At 63.7% G+C, this 14,520-nt stretch carries 12 protein-coding genes and 1 other RNA gene; 6 read left to right on the top strand and 7 right to left on the bottom strand.

Going from position 1 to position 14,520, the window contains the following annotated elements; all coding sequences use genetic code 11:
* Positions 1–81 precede the first annotated feature (81 nt).
* Together gap and tkt are read right to left on the bottom strand one after the other, a co-directional pair.
* Complete coding sequence (gene gap, locus ACVWVY_RS10935) at positions 82–1,089, bottom strand: type I glyceraldehyde-3-phosphate dehydrogenase (protein ID WP_456626381.1); 1,008 nt, start codon at positions 1,087–1,089, stop codon at positions 82–84.
* Between the two features lie 139 nt (positions 1,090–1,228).
* Positions 1,229–3,214, bottom strand: coding sequence for a transketolase (gene tkt / locus ACVWVY_RS10940; RefSeq protein ID WP_456626382.1), 1,986 nt, complete (start codon positions 3,212–3,214; stop codon positions 1,229–1,231).
* A gap of 288 nt (positions 3,215–3,502) precedes the next feature.
* Between tkt and ACVWVY_RS10945 the strand changes: the two genes are divergently transcribed.
* The 5 genes from ACVWVY_RS10945 (at position 3,503) to ACVWVY_RS10965 (ending at position 5,985) form a co-directional block, all read left to right on the top strand.
* Positions 3,503–3,823 (top strand): DUF4164 domain-containing protein, encoded by a 321-nt coding sequence (locus tag ACVWVY_RS10945; protein ID WP_456626383.1) that lies wholly within the window; start codon positions 3,503–3,505, stop codon positions 3,821–3,823.
* Complete coding sequence (locus tag ACVWVY_RS10950) at positions 3,820–4,203, top strand: cell division protein ZapA (protein ID WP_456626384.1); 384 nt, start codon at positions 3,820–3,822, stop codon at positions 4,201–4,203. Before ACVWVY_RS10945 ends, ACVWVY_RS10950 begins: the two co-directional genes overlap by 4 nt.
* Positions 4,204–4,254: 51 nt before the next feature.
* Positions 4,255–4,415: non-coding RNA, 6S RNA (gene ssrS, locus ACVWVY_RS10955), on the top strand.
* 169 nt (positions 4,416–4,584) lie between these two features.
* The gene (locus ACVWVY_RS10960; protein WP_456626385.1) at positions 4,585–5,160 is read left to right on the top strand and encodes a 5-formyltetrahydrofolate cyclo-ligase; all 576 of its coding nucleotides are present in this window, start codon (positions 4,585–4,587) and stop codon (positions 5,158–5,160) included.
* A 3-nt stretch (positions 5,161–5,163) separates the two neighbouring features.
* A complete protein-coding gene (locus ACVWVY_RS10965) occupies positions 5,164–5,985 on the top strand; it encodes a TIGR00282 family metallophosphoesterase (RefSeq protein ID WP_456626386.1) in 822 nt (273 codons plus the stop codon).
* Positions 5,986–5,994: 9 nt separating this feature from the next.
* Here the strand turns inward: ACVWVY_RS10965 and ACVWVY_RS10970 are convergent, their stop codons facing one another.
* Genes ACVWVY_RS10970 through ACVWVY_RS10980 form a run of 3 tightly spaced genes read right to left on the bottom strand, consistent with a single transcriptional unit; the run spans position 5,995 to position 9,739 of the window.
* Complete coding sequence (locus tag ACVWVY_RS10970) at positions 5,995–8,202, bottom strand: xanthine dehydrogenase family protein molybdopterin-binding subunit (protein ID WP_456626387.1); 2,208 nt, start codon at positions 8,200–8,202, stop codon at positions 5,995–5,997.
* Between the two features lie 5 nt (positions 8,203–8,207).
* Positions 8,208–9,224, bottom strand: coding sequence for an FAD binding domain-containing protein (locus ACVWVY_RS10975; RefSeq protein WP_456626388.1), 1,017 nt, complete (start codon positions 9,222–9,224; stop codon positions 8,208–8,210).
* Complete coding sequence (locus tag ACVWVY_RS10980) at positions 9,221–9,739, bottom strand: (2Fe-2S)-binding protein (RefSeq protein ID WP_456626389.1); 519 nt, start codon at positions 9,737–9,739, stop codon at positions 9,221–9,223. The genes ACVWVY_RS10975 and ACVWVY_RS10980 overlap by 4 nt, the downstream gene beginning before the upstream one ends.
* A 402-nt stretch (positions 9,740–10,141) precedes the next feature.
* Here ACVWVY_RS10980 and ACVWVY_RS10985 point away from each other — a divergent pair, with 402 nt between their 5' ends.
* Complete coding sequence (locus tag ACVWVY_RS10985; RefSeq protein ID WP_456626390.1) at positions 10,142–10,957, top strand: Crp/Fnr family transcriptional regulator; 816 nt, start codon at positions 10,142–10,144, stop codon at positions 10,955–10,957.
* Positions 10,958–11,197: 240 nt separating this feature from the next.
* Here ACVWVY_RS10985 and ACVWVY_RS10990 read toward each other — a convergent pair whose 3' ends face one another.
* A complete protein-coding gene (locus ACVWVY_RS10990) occupies positions 11,198–12,622 on the bottom strand; it encodes a methyl-accepting chemotaxis protein (RefSeq protein ID WP_456626391.1) in 1,425 nt (474 codons plus the stop codon).
* 108 nt (positions 12,623–12,730) lie between these two features.
* Positions 12,731–14,497, bottom strand: a complete 1,767-nt coding sequence (locus ACVWVY_RS10995) for a methyl-accepting chemotaxis protein (protein ID WP_456626392.1) — start codon at positions 14,495–14,497, stop codon at positions 12,731–12,733.
* Between the last annotated feature and the right edge of the window lie 23 nt (positions 14,498–14,520).

Below are 14,520 nucleotides of genomic sequence, written 5' to 3' on the forward strand. Positions count from 1 at the left end.
GCAGAACCGGGACCTACGCTGGAATGGGTCCCGGCTCAGCGTCGCGTCACTTTGTGCCGCGACGCTGCCGGGACACGAGACTTACAGCAGCTTCCCCATCGCAACCGCGGTGTCCGACATGCGGTTGGAGAAACCCCATTCATTGTCGTACCAGGACATCACCCGCACCAGCGTGCCGTTCTGCACCTTGGTCTGGTCCATGTGGAACGTGGACGAGTGGGGGTCGTGGTTGAAGTCGATCGAGACGTTGGGCGCGGTGGTGTAGCCGAGGATGCCCTTCATCTGCTGTTCCGAAGCGCGCTTCATCGCCTCGTTGATTTCCTTCACGTCGGTCTTGCGCTGCGCGACGATCTTGAGATCGACCACCGAGACGTTCGGCGTCGGCACGCGGATCGCGACGCCGTCGAGCTTGCCTTGAAGCTCCGGCAGCACCAGGCCGATCGCCTTGGCCGCACCTGTCGAGGTCGGGATCATCGACATCGCTGCTGCACGGCCGCGGTAGAGGTCGCTGTGCAGGGTATCGAGCGTCGGCTGGTCGCCGGTATAGGCGTGGATCGTGGTCATGAAGCCGGTCTCGATGCCGACGGTGTCGTTCAGCACCTTGGCGACCGGCGCCAGGCAGTTGGTGGTGCAGGAGCCGTTGGAAACGACCAGATGATCCTTGGTCAGCTTGTCGTGATTGACGCCGAACACGATGGTCGCGTCCGCGCCGTCGGAGGGCGCCGAAACCAGTACGCGCTTGGCGCCGGCGGTCAGATGCGCTGATGCCTTGGCCTTGGCGCTGAAAATGCCCGTGCATTCCAGCGCGATGTCGACGCCGAGTTCTTTCCACGGCAGCTTGGAGGGATCGCGCTCGGCGGAAACCTTGATCTTGCCATTGCCGAGGCTGAGCGAGTCGCCATCGACGGTGACGATGCCGGGGAACCGGCCGTGCACGGAATCGAAGCGCAGCAGATGGGCGTTGGTCTCGACCGGGCCGAGATCGTTGATCCCGACCACTTCGATATCCTTGCGGCCGGATTCCGCGATGGCCCGCAAGATATTGCGGCCGATGCGGCCAAATCCGTTGATCGCGACCCGGACTGCCATGCTTGTTTCTCCTCTGATAGCTGGCGCCATCCCCGCGGAAACGTTCCACGAGGGGCTTACGGCGGAACGCCCGGTTCGGCCGGGCGGGAACGGTCAAGATGGGGGTCTAGGTAGTCCTTTTTCCCAGTAATCTCAACCGTCAGCCCAAGCGCTTCTGGGCAGCGTTAACGACGGCCTCGGCGGTAATTCCGAAGTGCTTGAAAAGGTCCTTGGCGGGCGCGCTGGCGCCGAAACCGTGCATGCCCACGAATTCACCATCCGGGCCGATCACGGCGTCCCAGCCCCAGCGTACCGCGGCCTCGATGGCGATCTTGACCGGGGCATTGCCGATGATGGCCTTGCGCCGGTCCGCCGGCTGCGCCAGCAGCAGTTCGAGCGAGGGCACCGAGACCACCCGCGACGCGATGCCGCGTTCAGCCAGCTGCTTCTGGGCGGCCACCGCGATCTCGACCTCGGAGCCCGAGGCGAACAGCGACACCTTGGCGTCGCCCTGCGCCGCGACCAGCTCATAGGCGCCATGCGCGCAAGGGTTATCGTTCGGCGCATTGGTGCGGAGTTGCGGCAGGTTCTGGCGAGTGAGTGCCAGCACCGTCGGGCCGTCGATCCGATTGAGCGCCAGTTCCCAGCATTCGGTGACCTCGACCGCGTCGCAGGGCCGGAACACGCGCATGTTGGGAATCGCGCGCAGCGCGGCGAGATGCTCGACCGGCTGGTGCGTCGGGCCGTCTTCTCCGAGCCCGATCGAATCGTGGGTCATCACGTAGACGACGCCCGTGCCCATCAGCGCGGCCAGCCGCATCGCCGGGCGCGCGTAATCGGTGAAGATCAGGAAGGTCGCGCCGTTCGGCGCAAAACCGCCATGCAGGAAGATGCCGTTCATGGCCGCGGCCATGCCGTGCTCGCGGATGCCGTAATGGATGAAACGGCCCTTCGGCGTCTTGGCCGAAAACGCCACGGCCGATTTCGCCTTGTTGTTGTTGGAGCCGGTGAGATCGGCGGAGCCGGCAAGGAATTCCATCGGCATCGCCGATGCAATCGCCTCGATCGCGGATTCGGAGGATTTCCGCGTGGCGATATTCTGCGGCGTTTCCAGCAGCGCCTTCTTGTGCGCCCGCAGCGCCTTCGCCAGCGAAGCCGGCCGCTCGTGCCGCATCCGCCGCTCGAACTCGGCGCGCTTGCGGGTGCCGAGTTCGTCGAAGCGGGCCTGCCACTCTTCGCGCGCGGCAGCGCCGCGGCTGCCGGCGGCACGCCATGCCTTCAAGACGTCGTCGGGTACGGAGAACGGCTCAAGCGAGATGCCGAGCTTTTCCTTGGCGCCCTTGAGTTCGTCGGCGCCGAGCGCCTCGCCATGCGCCTTCGCCGTGCCGGCCCGCGTCGGTGCGCCATAGCCGATGGTGGTCTTGCAGGCGATCAGGGACGGCTTGTTGGATTTTTGCGCGCGGGTGATCGCGGCGGCAATCGCCTTCGGGTCGTGGCCGTCGATCAATTCGGCGGCCCAGCCCGCGGACTTGAAGCGCTTCACCTGGTCGACCGAATCGGCGATCGAGGTCGGGCCGTCGATCGAGATGCCGTTGTCGTCGTACAGCACGATCATCTTGTTGAGCTTCCAGTGTCCGGCCATCGCGATCGCTTCCTGCGACACGCCTTCCATCAGGTCGCCGTCGGAGGCGAGCACGTAAGTGTGGTGGCCGACCACCTTCTTGCCGAATTCCGCGACCAGCATCTTTTCCGCCAGCGCCATGCCGACCGCGGTGGCGATGCCCTGGCCAAGGGGACCGGTGGTGGTCTCGACACCGCTGGTCTCGAAGTTCTCGGGATGTCCCGGCGTCAGCGAGCCGAGCTGACGGAAATTCCTGATCTGGTCGAGCGTCATGTCCTTGTTGCCGGTCAGGTACAGCAAGGCATAGAGCAGCATCGAGCCGTGTCCGGCCGAGAGCACGAAGCGGTCGCGGTCCGGCCAAGCCGGAGCAGCAGCGTCGAATTTGAGGAATTGTGTGAACAGTACGGTCGCGACGTCGGCGGCGCCCATCGGCAAGCCGGGATGGCCGGATTTCGCCTTTTCGACGGCATCCATGGCAAGCCCGCGAATCGCATTGGCCATACGGGTATGATCGACCTGCGTCATGATGAAAATCCGCCTGAAATGAGGTGCTTGGTTGTGGGTACGTACCGGGCAAAGGCCGCAATACGGGCGTGGCTTAAGGGAAAGTCGGGGCTGGATAGCACCACAATCCCCGTGAGTCCAAGGCGGGGAAACGCGCTTGCCATGCGAAAAGTTGCTTTGCGGTGCATAGCTTCGCGCGGGCGTTGCGCTTCCCTCGCTTGCCACGTAAATTTCGTGCTCTAACCGCTTGCCGAACCGCGGATTTTGCTGCCGTGCGGCGGGCCTACGCGAAGGTGCGCGCTGCCTCCCATGAGCGATCGTTACACCAACGGGGCCGGCAATGCCGAGCCGGTCTATGCCGACATCGACGCCGCCACGCGGCGCCTGATGATGGCGCTCGACGCGCTCGAGGCCGCGGCCGAGCGGCGGCGCGATGCCGACCGCGACGAGAACGAGCTGGCGAGCCGGATCCAGGCGCTCGGCGCCGATCGCTCGCGGCTCGCCGACGAACTCGACGGCTCGCTGGTGAAGACGCGGCGACTGGAGCGCACCAACCGCGAGATATCAGAAAAACTGGATGTCGCGATCGGCACCATCCGTGCGGTGCTCGATGCCGGAGAGGATGAATGAGCCACATCAACGTCACCATCAACGGCCGGCAGTATCGCATGGCCTGCGAGGAAGGGCAGGAAGTGCGGCTCCTGAAGCTTGCCGAGAGCCTGGAAACGCGGGTCGGCGAGTTGCGCGGCAAGTTCGGCGAGATCGGCGATGCGCGCCTCACGGTGATGGCCGCGCTCACCGTGTGCGATGAACTGCTGGATGCCAACGCGCGCATCCGCGCGCTGGAGGGCGAACTCGAAAGCCTGCGCAACGTGCGCGTCGCCGCCGCCGACCGCGCCAAGGCCACCCAGGTTGCGGTCGCCAATGCCCTCAACGCCGCCGCCGACCGCATCGAAAAAACCACACAGGTCATCAACCGTACCATCGGCAACGGCGTCGCGATCGGGTGAAGTGCTGGGATAGCGCTGGCGGATTGGGTCTGTAACGCTTACATTGCGTTTGCGAAGCTGCGTCGTGCGTCAGGAGCCATATATCCCCGGGGCCTTATCGATCCTTTAGGGAACTGTCCCTGGCCGGGTCCGTGGATCCGGACATATGGTGCCCACCTACTTTCGTAGGGAACTCCGGGATCGAGTGCTTCAACGGCGTACGCGGCTTCGCACTTTTGTTTTGGTTGCTTGCACTTGGTCTTACCCGCGCGTCCCGTCATACCCCGCGAATGCGGGGTATCCAGTACGCCGCGGCGTCTCGGTTGAATCACTGAAGTCTCTGGAAATCTGGATCCCCCGCTTCAGCGCACAAGGCGGGTGATGACAGCGGAAAGATACTGCATGACGGCAACCCTGTCGAAAGCCGACCTCCGCACCGCCGCGCTGGCGAAACGCGATGCGTTGAGCGACGAGCAGCGCGCGGCCGCGGCGCAGGCGATGGCCAAGCGTGGCGTGCCGTTCGCGATTCTGCCGGGCATGGTCGTCTCCGGCTACTCGCCGATCCGCAGCGAGATCGACCCGGCCCCCTTGATGCGCAAGCTCGCCGAACAAGGCGCGAAGCTGGCGCTGCCAGCGGTGATGGCGCGCGGAAAATCGCTGGCGTTTCGCGCCTGGTCGCCCGACGACCGCCTGATGATGGGGCCGCTCGGTATCCTCGAGCCGTCGCCGGCCGCGGCCGAACTCATTCCCGATATCATGCTAGTGCCGCTGGCGGCGTTCGACCGCGAGGGCCACCGCATCGGCTATGGCGCGGGACATTACGACTTCACGCTCGCCCATTTGCGTAAAGTGAAGGCCATCACGGCCGTCGGCGCCGCATTTTCGTTGCAGGAAATAAAAGCCGTTCCCGCGCTGCCCCACGACGTGGCGCTGGATTATGTGCTAACGGAAAAGAAAGTGTTCGATTTCCGGAGTTGAACTTTGCGTATTCTCTTCGTTGGCGACGTGGTCGGCCGGGCAGGCCGCACCGCGATCGCGGAATATCTGCCCGGTATGGTCAGAGACTGGCAACTCGACCTCGTCGTCGTCAATGGCGAGAATTCCGCCGGCGGTTTTGGCATCACCGAGGCGATCTATCAGGAATTCCTCGACGCCGGCGCCGATGCCGTAACCCTCGGCAATCACGCGTGGGATCAGCGCGAGGCGCTGGTGTTCATCGAGCGCGCACCGAAGCTGGTCCGCCCCGCGAACTTCCCGAAGGGCACGCCGGGCCGTGGCGCGGCGCTAGTCGACACCAAGAACGGCAAGCGCGCGCTTGTCGTCAACGCCATCGGCCGCGTCTTCATGACCGCGTTCGACGATCCCTTCGCGGTGCTCAACCGCGAACTCGATGCCTGTCCGCTGCGCGAGGCGGCGGACGCGATCGTGGTCGATTTTCATGGTGAGGCGTCGAGCGAGAAACAGGGCATCGGCTTCTTCTGCGACGGCCGCGCCAGCCTCGTCGTCGGCACCCACACCCACGTGCCGACCGCCGATCATCAGATCCTGACCGGAGGCACCGCCTATATGACCGACGCCGGCATGACCGGCGACTATGATTCCGTCATCGGCATGCAGAAGGAAGAGCCGCTGCGGCGCTTCACGACCGGCATTCCCTCAGGCCGCTTCGAACCGGCGGTTGGCGTGGCGACACTCAGCGGCGTCGCGGTCGAGACCGATGATGCCACCGGGCTCGCGCTGCGTGTGGCGCCGGTGCGGATCGGTGGAAGGCTCGAGCCAGCGGTGCCGGCGTTCTGGGTCTGACGAGGGCCTTCAGTTGAACTGAACCACCTTGTCGAGCGTGATCGGCAGGTCGCGCACGCGCTTTCCCGTCGCATGATAGACCGCGTTGGCAATCGCTGCCGCCACGCCCACGATGCCGATTTCGCCGAGGCCCTTGATGCCGAGCGGATTGACGATCTCGTCCGGCTCCTCGACGAAGATGACATTGATGTCATGCACATCGGCATTCACGGGCACGTGGTATTCGGCAATGTTGGCGTTCATGACGCGTCCGAAGCGGTGGTCGAACAGCGTTTCTTCGTGTAGCGCCATGCCGATGCCCCAGACCACGCCGCCCATCATCTGGCTGTGGGCGGTCTTGAGGTTAAGGATGCGGCCGGCGGCCACCGCATTGACTACGCGGGTGACGCGGATGACGCCAAGGTCTTCATCCACCTTGATCTCCGCGAAGACGGCCGAGTGGACATTGCGCGCGTGAGCCTTGTCTTCGGCAACCTTGTTGGCTTCCTCGCGCGTGATGCGTTCGGCGTTGTCGGACTGCATCGCGCTTGCGATCGGGACGGCGCGATTCGCATCGCGCTTGCTGACGATCTTGCCATCGATCAGCGCAACATCCTCCACGTCGGCATCCGCCAGCGGCGAATCTTTCATCGCCTTGGCAAGCTTCAGCAAGTCGCCGCGAACCGCATGCGCCGTGTTCGCGATGGCATTGCAGACCGAGGACGCGATCCACGATCCGCCTTCCAGCGGACATTGCGGCAATGTCGAATCGCCGAGCTTGACGCTGATGTTGTCGATCGGCAGGCCGAGCATGTCGGCCGCGACCTGCGCCATGATCGTGTAAGTCCCGGTGCCGATATCGGAGGCCGCGGTCGCGACTTCCGCGTGGCCATTGGCCGTCAGCACGATCCGGACCGTGGCCGGCATCTGCAGGGCTTCCCAGACGCCCGTCGCCATGCCCCAGCCGACCAGTTCGCTGCCGTCGCGCATTGAGCGCGGCTCCGCCTGGCGCTTATCCCAGCCGAACGCCGCCGCGCCCTGCCGGTAGCATTCGCGCAGTTGCTTGCTGGTATAGGGCAGGTCCTCGCCCTGGTCGCGGTCGGAATAGCATTGCAGGCGAAGCTGCACCGGATCGATCTTGAGCGCGATGGCGAGTTCATCCATCGCGCATTCGAGCGCATAGACCCCGGTCGCTGCCCCCGGGGCGCGCATGTCGCAGGAGGTCGGCACGTCCAGCCTGACGAGCTGGTGTCCAAATTTTGCGGTGGCGCTCTTGTAAAGCAGGTTTCCCCAGCCGGTATCGTTGCGCGCGAATTCCTCGAATTGCGAGGTCACGGCGATCGCCTCATGCGTCATCGCGTCGAGCGTGCCGCCGCTGTTGGCCCCGAGCGCGACGCGTTCGATGCTCGCGGGCCGGTGGCCGAGCGCATACATCTGCGAGCGGGTCAGCATGACGCGTACCGGGCGCTTGAGTGCGCGCGCGCCCAGCACCGCGAGCACGACCTGGTATTGCGGGCGCAGGCCGGCCCCAAAGCCGCCGCCCATATAGGGCGACATGACGCGAACCGCGTCAGGCTGCATATCGAACACGCCGCAGAGATATTTCTGGACGTTCTGCACGCCCTGCGTCTTGTCGTACACCGTGAGCTTGCCGTCGTCCCACATTGCCGTCGAGGCGAACAATTCCATCGGATTGTGGTGCTCGGTCGGGATGAAGTATTCGGCCACGTGGCGCACGGCGGCGGTCGCAAAATTTTTATCGGCATCGCCGCGTGGCTTTGCCGGCGCGTCGATGGCAAACGCCTTGTCGCGTTGCGCGTGCAGATTCGTAGCGTGAGGCTCCTTCTGGTATTCGACCCGCACCATGGAGGCCGCGACGCGGGCGGTTTCCCAATCCTCCGCCAACACCAGCGCGAGCGGTTGTCCGCTGAAATGAATGCCGTCGTCGTAGAGCGGGCGATAGGGTGAACCTTTTTCCGGCGCGACTTCGTCCTTGAAGGCGTCGTCTTTGTCGGCCATAGGCGGCCGGTGGCGATGGGTGAGCACGTCGATCACGCCATCAACGTTCAGCGCCCCGCTGGTATCGATGCGCACGACCCGTCCCTTCGGGATCGTCGATTCGACGACATAGCCGTGGACCAGGCCGGGGACGTTGAATTCGGCGGCATATCTGGCTTCGCCGGTGACCTTGGCTCTGCCGTCGATACGGGATGTCGCTGATCCGATATAGCTGGCCATGGCGCTCACCGTATTTTCTTGTCGGATAACGACTGCGGCGTCCCCCGCGCGGCCTGGCTGAGCGTCCGCATGATGGCGCGGTGCGCAAGGCCGATCTTGAAATTGTTGTGCCCACAGCCCTTGGCGCCGCGCAGCAGGATGTCCGCGGCTCGCGCGAATGCGCTCGCGTCGGCGCGCTCGCCGCGCAGGAGGATTTCGGCCGCGGAACTGCGCCATGGTTTATGCGCGACGCCACCGAGCGCCAAACGGGCCTCCTTGATCATGTCGCCGTCAAGTTCGAGCGCCGCCGCGACCGATACAAGGGCAAACGCATAGGACAGGCGATCGCGGATCTTCAGGTAGGAATAGTTCGCGCTAAAACCCTTTGGCGGAAGCTCGATGGCCGTGATGATCTCATCGGGTTCCAGATTGGTGTCGCGCTGCGGCGTGTTGCCGGGCAGCCGGTGGAAATCTGCAAACGCGAAGCTGCGCGCCCCGGCCGGGCCTGCGACATGCACCGTGGCTTCGAGGGCTGCGAGCGCCACGCACATGTCGGACGGATGCGTGGCGATGCAGGATTCGCTCGTTCCGAGGATCGCGTTGATGCGGTTGACACCGTCAATTGCCGAGCAGCCGCTGCCCGGCACCCGTTTGTTGCATGGCGTCGCAGTGTCGTAGAAGTAGAAGCAGCGCGTCCGTTGCAGCAGGTTGCCGCCGGTCGAGGCCATGTTGCGCAACTGTTGCGACGCGCCTGATAATATCGCGCGCGCCAGTAGCGGATAGCGCTCTTCGATCAGCGGGTGATAGGCGAGATCGGTATTCGGCACCATCGCCCCGATCAGAAGGCCGCCGGCGGCGGTTGGCTCGACGCTCCTGAGCGGCAGGTGCGAAATATCGATCAGCCGGGCCGGGCCTTCGACATCGTATTTGATCAGGTCGATCAGGTTGGTGCCGCCCGCAATGAATTTTGCGGATGGGTCTGTGGCGATCTGTTTGATGGCGTCGGCGACGTCGTTGGCGCGCGCGTACTGGAATGGGGTCATGATGAGCGCTCCATCGCCTGCAGGATTGCCGCCACGATGTTCGGATAGGCGCCGCAACGGCAGATGTTGCCGCTCATGAGTTCGCGAATCTCGTCGGGCGTTCTTGCCTTGCCTTCGGCGATCAGCCCGGCGGCCGAGCAGATCTGTCCCGATGTGCAGTAGCCGCACTGAAACGCATCGTGATCGATGAATGCCTGCTGCAGCGGATGCAGCTCACCATCGCGCGCAAGGCCCTCGATGGTGGTGATTTCGGCGCCCTCCTTCATGACAGCCAGCGTCAGGCAGGAATTGATCCGCCGCCCGTCGACGAGCACGGTGCACGCGCCGCATTGTCCGTGGTCGCAGCCCTTCTTGGTGCCGGTCAGGTCGAGATGGTCGCGCAGCGCATCAAGTAACGTCGTCCATGGGGCGACCGTGAGTTCCATTTGGCTGCCGTTGACGGTCAGCCTGATCGGAATTTTCTCCGGCAGCGTGGCGGTCCGCGTTACACGCTTTGCTGTGCCAGATCGCGCCATTTTCATCTCCACCTGCCTGGGGCGGCGCGCAAGCATGGTGCTCGGACGCTACAGCCCGCTGTCGACCAAGACGCTCAGATCTGATTGCCGGGTTCCAAGCCGGACAAACAACGAGTTCGAACAAGGAAGGTTCAGAACGGAAAGTGAGGATACGTGCGTTCGACGGTCGCGGCCGGTCAGGCAGCGGACACCGGGTTAGGCGTGGGAAATATCGCGCCGCCGCGAGCCAGGAAGCGAGGATATTTTCCGCAATGCTGATCTGCATCGCCGACGCGGCACATCACACGATTGTGCAGCGCGCTTGCATCAGGTTTAATCGAACTGATGTGATCGTCGTCATTTGAGTGCGCGCGCCTGTTGAGGCATGTCAACTAAAGCGGCAATGACGCAGGGGATGGTCCGATGGCGTCCAGCAATGCAGATTTTTCGACGGTATTGAACCGCATTCTCGATACGGCGGCGGACAATCTCAGGATCGCAAAGATTCTGGTTCAGATGGGCCTTGATCCCAACAACATTACCTACGACGCACTATTCAATCGCCTGCTGGAAATCGGGTTGGCCAACATCACGCTTGCCAACATGTTCGCCCTGATTGGCGCCATCTTCTTTGTCGCGACCTTGCTGATGCAGACAATGGTGCCGCTGCGCATTGCGAACATGGCCGGCTGTACATTCTTTGTTGCCTTTGGCGCGCTCTCCGGCAACGTCGCAACGTTTCTGCTTTATCTGCTTTTGCTGCCGATCAATGCCGTGCGCCTCCGTCAAATGCGCAATCTGATCAAGAAGGCACGTATCGCGACCGAGAGCGACACCTCGATGGAATGGCTCAGACCGTTCATGACCGAGCGCAGATATCGCCGCGGCGATACATTGTGCAAGAAGGACGATGCAGCCAACGAAATGTTCCTGACAATCACAGGAAGGTATCTAGTCACGGAAATCGGCGTCGAACTTCCGCCGGGACGCATCGTGGGCGAACTTGGCTTCCTGACGCCCAATAAGCAGCGAACCGCGACGGTCGAATGCATAGAGGACGGGCAGGTACTGACCATAACTTATGACAAGCTGCTCGAGATCTATTTTCAAAATCCGCAATTTGGCTATTACTTCCTCGTCCTGACCAGCCAGCGCCTGCTGGAGAACATCTCACGGCTGGAAGGAATCGTGGTACAGGAAAAAGCCGCGCGGCAGAGCGCAGGCGCGGCTGACATTTAGCAAGATCAAGCAATGTCGTCGCAACCCGGCATGACAAGCTCGCAGCTGATGGCGTGGCCTTCGTCAAGCCCGTATCCATTTCGGATTCGGTTACGCGCTCGTGAGTTAGCGCTAGAGCGGGATGACGTTTCTTCGAATCGTCATCCCGCTCTATCTCTTTGATTTGAGCATGATCTCCGCGCAAACGCGTTCCGCGTTTGTCGCGAGGGAAAACCGGTACCCACTTTTCCGGATCATGCTCTAGCTCTGCCGGAAACCCATCCGGAAAGCGCCCCAGTGGCGGCCGCGGACGACGATCGGTGACGACAGGTCCTTCATCAGCACGAAATTGCCGCCGCCCATGTCGCGCCGGTAGGTCTGCAGCAGGAACGGTTTTGTGTTCGCCGCCACCTTCTTCACCGCGCGGTCGTTGAACAGGCGGCGGTTGCGGCAATTGGCGTTGTTCCAGACGGGGTCGCTCCCCTGCGGCAGGCGGTAGTTCGGATTGTGGGTCGGCAGATAACCGCCCTTGGCCCAGGCGACGCAGAACACGATGCGCGGATCGCTCTTCTGGATCGGATCCTGAATGGAAGGCAGGACGCGGTCGGTGAAGGCGACATAGTCGGTCAGATATTGCTTCGGATCGGTGCGTGCGATTTCGCGGTACTTCTCGTCCATCAGCTGCTCGACCGTGATCTCGCCGCGGTCGATCGCGGCCTCGAACTCGGCCGAGATGCGCTTGGCGGTGTCGACGACGACGCGGATCAGCGGTGCGTCCGAGGTCTCGACGCCGCTGTCGGCGATCAGCGCGATCAGGTCTTCGGAGGTCTCGAGCAGCTTTGCCGCCCGTTCGTCCGCGTGCTTGAGATCGCGCGAGGAGAGGTCGACGCCCTTGGCGAGCTCGCTAAGCTCGGTGATAACGGTGTCGCAATGGCCGAGATTGGACGTCGCGGCCCTGGCGACGCCGTCGATCTCCTGGCCTACGGACGCGATGCCCTGGTGTACGCGCGCGATGATCCCGCTGATCTGCTGTGCGCCGTCACCGGCGCTCTTGGCGCGGAGTGAGGCGTCGCTGCTCTCGCCGATCAGGCTGCCGATCTGGCCATCGAGATCGCGCATGGTATCGGAAATCTGCTGCGTGGCCTGGCGAGTGCCCTCCGCCAGGCTCTTCACTTCGCTCGCGACCACGGCAAAGCCGCGGCCGGCGGTTCCAGCGCGCGCCGCCTCGATCGTGGCATTGAGCGCCAGCAGGTTAGTCTGCTTCGCAATCGCCTCGATCGAGCCGGAAACTTTTGCAACCTGCGACAGAGCCGAGCCGACGGCGCTGAGCCGGGCCTCGATGCGGCCAACCGCTTCGACGAGTTCGGCGATGTGCTTGACGGCCGTATCCACCGCGCTGCGCGACTGAACGATTTCTACGACGGCTGCGGACGTGGTCGATTGCACCGCCTGCGATGCGTTAGCGATGTCGCGGTTGGCCGAGACCATCGTCTGGGCCGTCTTCTGCAAGTGGTGGAACCGCTCCGACTGATTCGCGACGCGGCTGGCGACCTCCTGAACGTTGCCGGCGATATCGGCAAGTTCCACGCCGAGTCCGCCGATGCGGTTGGCAAGCTGGTCAATGAGTCGTTCAGCCAGTGTCTGGTTGGATTGAGTGTCCAGGACTGCACGCTGCACAAAGGACATGTTCGAACTTTCTCCAGTCAGAGCCGATGATCGGCCCACCGCAGCGATCGCATTCCAATTCCAAGTTTAGAGCGTGATTCGCGCCTTGGGGTCTTGCCTGAGAGCGCACTAGAGCCGGTAGGCAGTGCGGAAGCCGCCCCAGTGGCGGCCTTTGACGCGGATCGGCACGTCGATCTCGCGCATCATCACGGTGTTGCCGTTGCCCATGTCGCGGGCGTAGCTCTGGATCAGATAGGCGCGCTGGTTGCGCCCGGCGGCAAGCCCGGCCGCATCGTTGAAGATGCGGCGGTTGCGGCTGTTGGCGGTGTTCCAGGTGACGTCGCCCGGCCGCTGCGGGTGCGAATAGATCTTGTTGTGCACCGGCAGGTAGCCGTTGGTGTCGATCATGGCGCAGAACGCCATCCGCTTGTCCCTGGCCAGGAACGCTTCCTGGAACGGCGGCAGTGCGCGGTCGGCCCAGTCCAGGATCCTGGTGCGGTACTGCACCGGATTGCTGCCCGCGATCTCGACATAGTTGGTGTCGAACATGTCCTCGATCGAAATCGCGCCGCTGTCGATGCCACCATCGAAAATCTTCTTCAACGCCGCGCCGGCTTCCATCGCGCGGGTCACCGCCTCGGTGTTGTCGTCCTGGATCGACCACAACTTGTCTTCGATCTTTTCGGTCAGCGCCGCATCCGGCCTTTCGAACTGCGCGTGCGCGCCGGCCTTCGACCGCTGGACGATGCGAAGCCGGCAGGCGCCGATATCCTGCAGCGTCGCGTTGAAGCTCTGGCCCTGCGCCAGCGCTTCCGCGTCTGCCCCGCTGACCAGAATGCCCCCCATGGAAATTTCGTAGACCGGTGCCGATATCACCCCGCGCGGGGCGGCAATTTCGATTCTGAGGCTGCAAGGCAGCCTTTGGTCCTTGCGGCGGTCCTGGCGGTCATCTTCTTTCTCTCCCTGCCGCAGCAGCACGGCGCAACGCGACTTGAGCTTCTGCGCAAACGTGGTGACCGCCCGTCCGGCTTTGGCGACGCTTTCGCCATGTACTTCGGCTTCCTTGGTCGCGTGATCGATCTCGGTGGCGCTCTCGCCGACCGAGCCGATGAAGCTGGAGGCGGAAGCCGCGTTCTCAGCCATTTCGCCGGTCGTCGCGTTCTGCTCGGCAACCGCGCCGTTGACGTTCGCGAACACCGGGCGGATCGCCTCGATCGCCTGCGAGATGCGATGCACGGCGTCGACCGAGCCCGCGGCGTCGCGCTGCAGCGCCTCGATCTTCTTGGTGATCTCTTCAGTCGCGTTCTGGGTCTGCACCGCGAGCGCCTTCACCTCGGTGGCGACTACCGCGAAGCCGCGCCCGGCCTCGCCGGCGCGGGCGGCCTCGATGGTGGAATTGAGGGCCAGCAGCGTGGTCTGCCGCGCGATCTGCGCGATCAGGTTGACGACATTGCCGATCGCCGCCGATGATTCCCTCAGGCGGTCGACATTGGCGCTGGCCTCGCGGGCGGCGTCGCTGGCCTGGTCGGCGAGCTTGCCGGCGTCGCGCACCTGGGAACCGATTCCCTGCGCCGACTGGGTGAACTTGTCGGCGGCGTGCGAAAAGGTCGTCGCCGTGCCCTGTGCGGCGCTGGTGCGGTCGGTCAGGGCGTTGGTGCGCTGGCGGATGGTGGAAAGCGTCGCAGCGGTCGCCTCGGCGCCGCCTGCGACCGAATTGGCCGCGCGTTCGAGCTGGCGGATCATCGCGCCAAGTTCGAGCTCCAGCAGTTCGAGGATCGCCTTGGCCGAATCGTCCCCGGCGACGGCCTCGGTCGCGGCCAAGGCCTGCGGAACCTTGGCTTCAGCGGCAGGCGCAGCCGGTTCTGGCACCCGCTTTTTGAACAAACCGAACGCCATGACGTCTCTTAAAAGTTGAGGAC

The organism is Bradyrhizobium sp. URHC0002, from assembly GCF_054059515.1.

Bases quoted from the DNA above. Each gene is read 5' to 3' on its own strand.
- gap (WP_456626381.1), bottom strand. From the start codon at position 1,089: ATGGCAGTCCGGGTCGCGATCAACGGATTTGGCCGCATCGGCCGCAAT.
- tkt (WP_456626382.1), bottom strand. From the start codon at position 3,214: ATGACGCAGGTCGATCATACCCGTATGGCCAATGCGATTCGCGGGCTT.
- ACVWVY_RS10945 (WP_456626383.1), top strand. From the start codon at position 3,503: ATGAGCGATCGTTACACCAACGGGGCCGGCAATGCCGAGCCGGTCTAT.
- ACVWVY_RS10950 (WP_456626384.1), top strand. From the start codon at position 3,820: ATGAGCCACATCAACGTCACCATCAACGGCCGGCAGTATCGCATGGCC.
- ACVWVY_RS10960 (WP_456626385.1), top strand. From the start codon at position 4,585: ATGACGGCAACCCTGTCGAAAGCCGACCTCCGCACCGCCGCGCTGGCG.
- ACVWVY_RS10970 (WP_456626387.1), bottom strand. From the start codon at position 8,202: ATGGCCAGCTATATCGGATCAGCGACATCCCGTATCGACGGCAGAGCC.
- ACVWVY_RS10975 (WP_456626388.1), bottom strand. From the start codon at position 9,224: ATGACCCCATTCCAGTACGCGCGCGCCAACGACGTCGCCGACGCCATC.
- ACVWVY_RS10980 (WP_456626389.1), bottom strand. From the start codon at position 9,739: ATGGCGCGATCTGGCACAGCAAAGCGTGTAACGCGGACCGCCACGCTG.
- ACVWVY_RS10985 (WP_456626390.1), top strand. From the start codon at position 10,142: ATGGCGTCCAGCAATGCAGATTTTTCGACGGTATTGAACCGCATTCTC.
- ACVWVY_RS10990 (WP_456626391.1), bottom strand. From the start codon at position 12,622: ATGTCCTTTGTGCAGCGTGCAGTCCTGGACACTCAATCCAACCAGACA.
- ACVWVY_RS10995 (WP_456626392.1), bottom strand. From the start codon at position 14,497: ATGGCGTTCGGTTTGTTCAAAAAGCGGGTGCCAGAACCGGCTGCGCCT.